General features: G+C 39.9%; 7 protein-coding genes and 1 pseudogene. 5 read left to right on the top strand and 3 right to left on the bottom strand.

The features are described 5' to 3' along the window. A pseudogene (locus IQ211_RS20225) lies at positions 1-94 on the top strand (IS982 family transposase); the annotation flags it as partial. Positions 95-179: 85 nt separating this feature from the next. Here IQ211_RS20225 and IQ211_RS17210 read toward each other — a convergent pair. After that, complete coding sequence (locus IQ211_RS17210; protein ID WP_189760774.1) at positions 180-950, bottom strand: ABC transporter permease; 771 nt, start codon at positions 948-950, stop codon at positions 180-182. Then, the gene (locus tag IQ211_RS17205; RefSeq protein WP_189760775.1) at positions 950-1,876 is read right to left on the bottom strand and encodes an ABC transporter ATP-binding protein; all 927 of its coding nucleotides are present in this window, start codon (positions 1,874-1,876) and stop codon (positions 950-952) included. Before IQ211_RS17205 ends, IQ211_RS17210 begins: the two co-directional genes overlap by 1 nt. Before the next feature lie 186 nt (positions 1,877-2,062). Between IQ211_RS17205 and can the strand changes: the two genes are divergently transcribed. After that, positions 2,063-2,716 carry a carbonate dehydratase gene (gene can / locus IQ211_RS17200; protein ID WP_099116848.1) on the top strand — a complete coding sequence of 218 codons (654 nt, stop codon included), beginning with the start codon at positions 2,063-2,065 and terminating at the stop codon, positions 2,714-2,716. A gap of 61 nt (positions 2,717-2,777) precedes the next feature. On the opposite strand, the gene hpt is transcribed toward can, so the two are convergent. Further along, positions 2,778-3,317 (bottom strand): hypoxanthine phosphoribosyltransferase, encoded by a 540-nt coding sequence (gene hpt, locus IQ211_RS17195; protein ID WP_189760776.1) that lies wholly within the window; start codon positions 3,315-3,317, stop codon positions 2,778-2,780. A gap of 775 nt (positions 3,318-4,092) precedes the next feature. Between hpt and IQ211_RS17190 the strand changes: the two genes are divergently transcribed. The 3 genes from IQ211_RS17190 (at position 4,093) to speD (ending at position 6,245) form a co-directional block, all read left to right on the top strand. Beyond that, positions 4,093-4,440 (top strand): YacC family pilotin-like protein, encoded by a 348-nt coding sequence (locus IQ211_RS17190; RefSeq protein WP_189760777.1) that lies wholly within the window; start codon positions 4,093-4,095, stop codon positions 4,438-4,440. Between the two features lie 118 nt (positions 4,441-4,558). Continuing rightward, positions 4,559-5,422 carry a polyamine aminopropyltransferase gene (gene speE / locus IQ211_RS17185; RefSeq protein WP_189760778.1) on the top strand — a complete coding sequence of 288 codons (864 nt, stop codon included), beginning with the start codon at positions 4,559-4,561 and terminating at the stop codon, positions 5,420-5,422. A 22-nt stretch (positions 5,423-5,444) separates the two neighbouring features. Next, positions 5,445-6,245 (top strand): adenosylmethionine decarboxylase, encoded by an 801-nt coding sequence (gene speD, locus IQ211_RS17180; RefSeq protein WP_189760784.1) that lies wholly within the window; start codon positions 5,445-5,447, stop codon positions 6,243-6,245. Positions 6,246-6,840 lie beyond the last annotated feature (595 nt).

Below are 6,840 nucleotides of genomic sequence, written 5' to 3'. Positions count from 1 at the left end.
GCTGCTTTCTCACACATTAGGTATTTTTGCCAACTTTAAACAAGGTAAAAAACAACGCGATTGGCTTCAACAAACTCTCGTTATTGGGTGTTAAAGTCGAGCATCGCGTTAGTGTTGTAAATTTTTAATGCGTATATCTACTCCGCCGTAATTAACGGCGGAGTATTAAATTTGGGCTATTAAGTTCTTAACCCTCGCCCTGATTCAATGAGATACCAAGCTAATAGATAAAATCCAACAATGAAGATCCCCAACATACCTAATGTCATCGCCAGAGAAACATCCATAATACCGAGAAAACCATAACGGAAGCCACTGATCATATAGACGATCGGGTTAAGCTTTGACACTATCTGCCAAAAAGTAGGCAACAGAGTAAGGGAATAGAATACGCCCCCCAAATAGGTCAACGGAGTCAAAACAAATGTTGGGATAATACTAATATCATCAAACGTTTTCGCAAAAATGGCATTCAATAGCCCCGCCAACGAAAATAGAATCGACGTTGCCAGTAAAGTGATAACCACCATTCCCCATGAATGTATCTGCAGCGGTACGAATAATAGGGAAACCAATGTCACCAAGATACCAACGCATACCCCACGAGCGACTCCACCCCCTACAAATCCAGCAATGATGACATGGGTTGGAACCGGCGCAACCAGCACTTCTTCAATGCTGCGCTGGAACTTAGCACCAAAAAAAGATGAAGAAACGTTAGCGTAAGAGTTGGTGATCACTGACATCATGATCAACCCAGGCACAATAAACTGCATATAGCCAAATCCCCCCATTTCACCAATGCGGGAACCAACCAGATTGCCGAAGATAACGAAATAAAGGGACATTGTGATCACTGGCGGCAGTAATGTCTGTACCCAAATACGACCAAAACGAGTAACTTCTTTAATCCAAATGGTTTTCAGAGCCACCCAATATAGTTGGATCATTACCTGTCCCCTTGATTATTATTGGTTAATCCGACAAACAACTCTTCCAGGCGATTAGCTTTATTACGCATGCTGCTGATTTGTATGCCCTGCGTACTTAACTGGGAGAAAACATCATTTAATCCCTGCCCGCGTTTTACATCCACTTCCAGCGTTACTGCATCAACCAGACGGTAATCGTAACCTTCCACGACAGGTTTTGTTCCTTTCGGGGTGACTAAATCAAGTAAGAATGTTTCACTTTCAAGTTGGCTAAGCAGGTTTTTCATGCTTGTGTTTTCCACCAGCTCACCATGTTGGATAATGCCGATGTTACGGCATAACATCTCAGCTTCTTCAAGATAGTGTGTCGTCAAGATGATCGTGGTTCCCTGCTCATTTAATTCTTTCAAAAATTCCCACATAGATCGGCGCAGTTCGATATCCACTCCCGCTGTAGGTTCATCGAGAATCAACAATTTTGGCTGGTGCATTAAAGCACGGGCAATCATTAAACGTCGTTTCATACCACCAGATAAACGAATTGCCCGCTCGTTACGTTTTTCCCATAGATCCAATTGAGTAAGGTAGGTTTCCGCCCTCTCCTGCGCCACATTACGCGGAACACCATAATATCCCGCCTGGTTTAATACGATCTGAATCACCGTCTCGAATGGGTTGAAATTAAATTCCTGTGGAACAAGGCCAAGCTGCCGTTTGGCACTAACGAGATCCATATCGATATCGTAACCAAAGACCTTAACCTTACCGCCACTTTTATTAACCAAGGAACTAATAATACCTATCGTGGTGGATTTCCCCGCACCATTTGGCCCCAAAAGTGCGTAGAAATCGCCTGCTTCGACACGCAAATCAATTCCCCGCAGCGCTTTTACTCCACTCTCATAGACTTTCGTGAGCTGCCTCAATTCCAATGCGTAAGCCATAAGTAAAAAATACCCTTTATTATTTGCAATTGCTGACTGCTGAAAAATAGAAATTATGCCATTATTTTTCCCCTGTTTCTTAGCAATGGCAGGGGGTAAAATAAAAAACATTCTTCAATTAAATATTAAATTCTCAATTAATGTTGTATATGATTCTATCTCAAAAATGTTATCAGGCTATTAGTTATGATGAGAAAAATTGAAGAGCTGTTTGCCAGGAACAAACAGTGGTCAAAATCCGTAAACGAAGAAAATCCGCTTTTCTTCAAGGAATTATCAAAAGCGCAAAAACCTCATTTTCTGTGGATAGGCTGCTCTGATAGCCGAGTACCTGCCGAAAAACTGATTGATGCAGCCCCCGGCGATCTTTTTGTTCATCGAAACGTCGCTAACCTCGTTATCCATACCGATTTAAACTGTTTATCTGTTGTACAATATGCCGTTGATGTTTTACAGGTTGAACACATCATCATCTGTGGTCACTACGGTTGTGGTGGTATTGAAGCTGCCGTGGATGGCACTGAATTGGGCTTAATCAATAACTGGCTGCTCCATATCCGTGATTTGTGGTACAAACACAGTTCCATGCTTGGTGAGTTACCTCCTAACGACAGACTAAATCGCCTGTGTGAATTGAATGTCATTGAACAGGTTTACAATCTTGGCCACTCAACCATTATGCAATCCGCATGGAAACGCGGGCAGAAAGTGATGATCCACGGTTGGGTATATGGTTTGAAGGATGGTGAATTACATGATCTGGATATTACCGCTGACAGCCGTGAAAAGTTGGAACTTAATTACCGTCAGGCTATTTCCAAATTATCCCAGACAAAATAACCGTCCCAAAGACAACTTATTAATTAAATGGCAGCAGAAAGGCTGCCATTTGCTCTCAATATTAATCTTCTAGCAAGGTAACATGCCCGATATAAGGCAGATGGCGATAACGCTGTGCATAATCAATGCCATAACCGACAACAAATTTATCTTCAATTGAATAACCAATCCACTCAACGGGAACATCGACTTCGCGACGAGAAGGTTTGTTCAACAAAGTACAAATCGCCAGTGAGTTAGGCTCACGCAGTGCCAGAATCTCGCGGATTTTATTCAGAGTATTGCCCGAGTCGATAATATCTTCAACGATCAACACATCTTTACCACGAATGTCTTCATCCAGATCCTTGAGGATTTTCACATCGCGGGTAGAACTCATCTCATTGCCATAGCTGGATGCAGTCATAAAATCCACTTCGTGAGGAACCTGAATTTCACGGCATAAATCTGCCATAAAGATAAACGATCCTCTCAACAAGCCAATCAACACTAATTCACGATCGCTATTACGATAATGCTCTGTAATCTGTTGCCCCAGCTCAGCAATACGTTGCTTAATCTCCTGTTCGGAGATCATTACTTCTACAATATGTTTCTTCATTAAGATAACCAGTTGTTTTAATAACAAATTCATGTCTGATTATGTGATAATTCTTTAAAATTGATACACCGATTGATACACAGTTCGCCGCACAAATACGCACACATAAGAAAACATGAGAACAAAATATTGGCGAAGTATACCAGAAGGTATCGATTGCGGTAAAAGAGGAAGCTGGGTTTAGATGAATGTCTATCGGCAAAGATCGTTGTTTGTAAGTAGGTCAACATGCCAAATGTTACAACCTTGTGAATAGGTTGCGACGTATTGCGTCGAAAGCTATTGATATGACGTCACGAATGTTTATGCCAGTGATAAGTAGATAACGTGTGACACCGTGTCTCCTGTGATCTGACTTCCGATAAATATCGGATGAATTGAACAGGATACAACAGGAATATTTATGGATTCTAGTATGAGTAAAAGCCCATCAATAAAATTGTGATTAACGTCTATTCTTAAACAAAATCAAATAATTACATTATTTAAATTTCAGATAGCGCCAAAAAATAAAACGGATGCACTACGTATGCTTTCTCTGATTGGTCTGACTTTTAGATAGAAATGCGGGGGCGTGTTGCCGGATAAACTCACCAAGCGCATAAATTAACACTCTCTGCCATCAGAACAAACCTGTTCGTTAGCATACAACCCGATTTTCTCACCGGCAGAAAAAACGGCAATTTTATTAAAATGAAGCAAATAAAGTTTGGCTAACAAAGATATTAATATGTTAATTTAAGCAAAACGGTAGAAAATCAGTATAATAGAAATTATGCAAAAAATTGCCCTATTCGCGTACATTCTGGCTCTGTTTAGTTTTGCTCAACCAGCAATAGCGCTGTCTGAGAATGAAGCTGAAGATCTCGCCGATCTGACAGCCGTCTATATCTATCTAAAACATGACTGCGGCTATAGCCACATCCCAGATTTTCAAATTAAACGTACAATCATCTATTTTGCCCAACGTAACAAGTGGGATCTCAGTAACTATGATAGTCAGTTAATGCAGAAACTAAATCAATTAGGTTACAAAGACTTAAAGGGAATCAACCTGCCTCATGAGGTTAAATGCCGTTCTCTTGCAAAGAACTCCCTCAGCCTGCTCTCTTATATAAAATAATTCCTTTTGAATACTTCCAAGATTAATTTCATGTTGAAACTAAGTGACAACAATGTAAATTATTGGCTACTATGTGCAGCCAATGCCGACGAAGATCACAATGGAGGAATAGCGGAACATGTCACAAAAAGAAATTTGGTATGAAACGTTGCATCCCAATTTCGGTCAGTATTTCGCCGTTGAGAACGTGCTTTATCACGATAAAACAGAACATCAAGATCTCATTATTTTTGAAAATACAGAACTAGGCCGCATCATGGCACTTGATGGTGTGGTTCAAACCACAGAGCGCGATGAGTTTATCTATCATGAAATGATGGCCCATGTACCGCTATTTGCGCACGGCCAAGCCCAAAAAGTGTTAATCATTGGCGGTGGTGATGGCGGGATGCTGCGTGAAGTTTGCCGTCATCGCTATCTCGACAATATTACAATGGTAGAAATTGATGCTGGTGTGGTCGAATTCTGCTGCCAATATTTGCCAAACCATAACGCAGGGGCCTATAGCGATCCCCGTTTCAAGCTGGTGATTGACGATGGTGTTAATTTTGTCAAAACCACATCTGAAAAATTTGATGTTATCATTTCTGATTGTACCGATCCTGATGGACCGGGTGAAAGCCTGTTTACTTCTGACTTCTATGCAGGCTGCGCTAATTGCCTAAACGAAGGTGGTATTTTTGTTGCCCAAAATGGTGTTTGTTTCCTGCAGCAAGATGAGGCCGTTAACAGCCATAAAAAGTTAAGCCACTATTTTGCGGACAGCAGTTTTTATCAGGCTGCCATTCCAACTTATTACGGTGGGATCATGACATTTGCATGGGCAACCCAGAATTCTGCCTTGCGTCAGGTACCTCTGACAACGCTACAACAACGCTTTGAAGATGCGGCCATAACTTGCCGTTACTACACACCCGCCGTACATACAGGAAGTTTTGCACTGCCGCAATACTTACTGAATGCCCTATCTGGAAACCAATAATCACCCATTAACCGGGAGGTGAATTAAATTGCGCAAACTGAAATTGCACGGCTTTAATAATCTAACAAAAAGCTTGAGTTTCTGTATCTATGACATCTGTTATGCAAAAACGAAAGCCGATCGCGACAGTTATATCGCGTACATTGATGAACAATATAATGCCAACCGCTTAACTGAAATTCTCAGTGAAACCTGTTCAATCATTGGTGCAAACATTCTTAATATTGCTCGCCAAGACTACGATCCAAAAGGGGCGAGCGTTACCATTCTGATGAGTGAAGAACCCATTGATCCCAAGCTGGTAGATAATACGGAAAACCCTGGCCCACTTCCTGATTCTGTCGTCGCCCATTTGGACAAAAGCCATATCTGTGTACATACCTATCCAGAAAGCCATCCAAATGGCGGCATATGTACCTTCAGGGCAGATATTGAAGTATCAACCTGTGGTGTCATTTCTCCCCTTAAGGCACTGAATTATCTGATTTATGAATTGGAATCTGACATTGTGACGATGGATTATCGTGTTCGTGGTTTTACCCGAGATATTAATGGCGTAAAACACTATATCGACCATGAAATTAGCTCTATCCAGAATTATGTGACAGAAGAGATTCAATCTCAGTACCATATGCTTGATGTGAATATTTTTCAGGAAAATCTCTTCCATACTAAAATGATGCTGAAAGAATTTGATCTGAATGAATATTTGTTCAATACCACAGCAGAAGACTTGAGTGAAACGGAAAAGAAAGAAATCATTCGTTTACTTAAGCAGGAGATACAAGAAATCTACTATGGCCGAAATTTACCCGATCTATAACTAATTGTATTCAGCCTGATCTCTTTGACTGGTAGAATAGCAATCTGCCAGTCATTCATTTCTTACCAAGCATAGCATTCTTTATTTTGATAACACACCTAACTAAATAGCGTTTCAAAATGATAGCAGTATTCCTTACTCCGTGCGAGGCAAGGAACGCCAGCATCTGATACTCTCAGTATTATGAAAACCTATTTAGGTACTTGTGACAACTTTGGCGCTATAAAAATATTTGGGAGAAATCACACGCATCTTGAAGTTAGATTAGTATATACGTAGTTTTTCCGAAAAGTAACAACGGAAAAACAATAAAGCATATCTAATGATGTAATAATATTGCTTCCCATAGAGAAAAAATATTCATAGGGGAATCTGGCATAACTACCTCTATAAAGTGATTATGGTGAATTTTTTTCATTTCAGTTACCATAAAATAACATTTGAAATATAATAATGAAAATATACACAATCAAAGAGTAATTTAATTATTAAACTTACCTGTTTTATTTAATAAAGAAAAAAACACTACTCAATATTAATAAATGCTTTTGTTTTTATGAAAAATTAATGAAAATAAAATTCATTATTACTATAC

This window comes from Xenorhabdus griffiniae (assembly GCF_015163655.1).
GTDB classification, from domain to species: domain Bacteria; phylum Pseudomonadota; class Gammaproteobacteria; order Enterobacterales; family Enterobacteriaceae; genus Xenorhabdus; species Xenorhabdus griffiniae.
The sequence above is the reverse complement of the archived record's forward strand: the minus strand, read 5'-3'. Positions and strand labels throughout refer to the sequence as shown.